This is a genomic window from Micromonospora sp. M51 (assembly GCF_018070305.1).
Lineage (GTDB): Bacteria > Actinomycetota > Actinomycetes > Mycobacteriales > Micromonosporaceae > Micromonospora > Micromonospora parva.
In genome coordinates, this window is record NZ_JAGPXZ010001308.1 from 1 (window position 1) to 859 (window position 859).

General features: G+C 67.9%; 1 protein-coding gene. It reads right to left on the reverse strand.

The genetic code is table 11. From position 1 onward, the window contains the following. On the reverse strand, positions 1 to 859 hold an 859-nt coding region (locus tag KBX53_RS34475), incomplete at both ends, for an ABC transporter substrate-binding protein (RefSeq protein ID WP_210863978.1).

The following is an 859-nucleotide window of genomic DNA, read 5'->3' on the forward strand; positions in this document are numbered from 1 at the left end:
TCGGTCCAGCCCTGCGCCGGGCTGCGCTGGCCCAACTCCACGGTCCGTACGGCGTTCTCCACCTCGGTCCGGACGGCCTGGTTCTTCGGGCCCATGTAGACCGGCTTCAGGCTCTTCGCGCCGCTGCCGAAGATGGTGCCGACGGGCGCGTCGGAGAAGTACGCGTTCTTCGCGCCGGTGATCGCCGGGTCGTCGAGCGCCTGCGGCGAGGACGGCAGCGGACCCTTCGCCTTGAACGCGCCGATCTGACCCTTGGCGCTGGTGAGGAACTTGGCCAGCTCGATCGCCTCGGCCTGGTGCTTGCTCTGCTTCGGCACGGCGAGGTGCGACCCACCCCAGTTGCCACCGTTGCCGGGCACCTGGGCGATGTCCCACTTGCCCTGGGCGCCGGTGCCGGCGTTGGCCTCGATGACGCCGGTCATCCAGGCGGGGCAGGCGATCGTGGCGAACTTCGACTGCTTGAACGCGGAGACCCACTCCTCGGACCACGATCCGTACTTTCCGGAGAGGCCCGAGTCGATGATGTCCATCGTGGTGTCCCAGGCCTGCCGTACCGACGGGTTGCTGTCGACGACCAGCTTGTCGCTGGTGTCGTAGTAGCTGTAACCGGTCGTGTTTCCAGCGGTCTGCAACAGGATGGTGTTGAAGGTGTTGGTGGCCGCGTCGAGGAAGGACGCCCCGGTCTTGGCCGCGACGAACTTCTCGCCGGTGGCGATGTAGTCCGGCCAGGTGGGCCAGAGCTTGGAGACCGCGTCCCGCTCGGTGGGCAGGCCGGCCTTCTCGAAGAGGTCCTTGCGGTAGCACATGGCGATGCCGCCGACGTCGGTGCCGAGGCCGATGAGCTGCTTGCCGTCGGCGG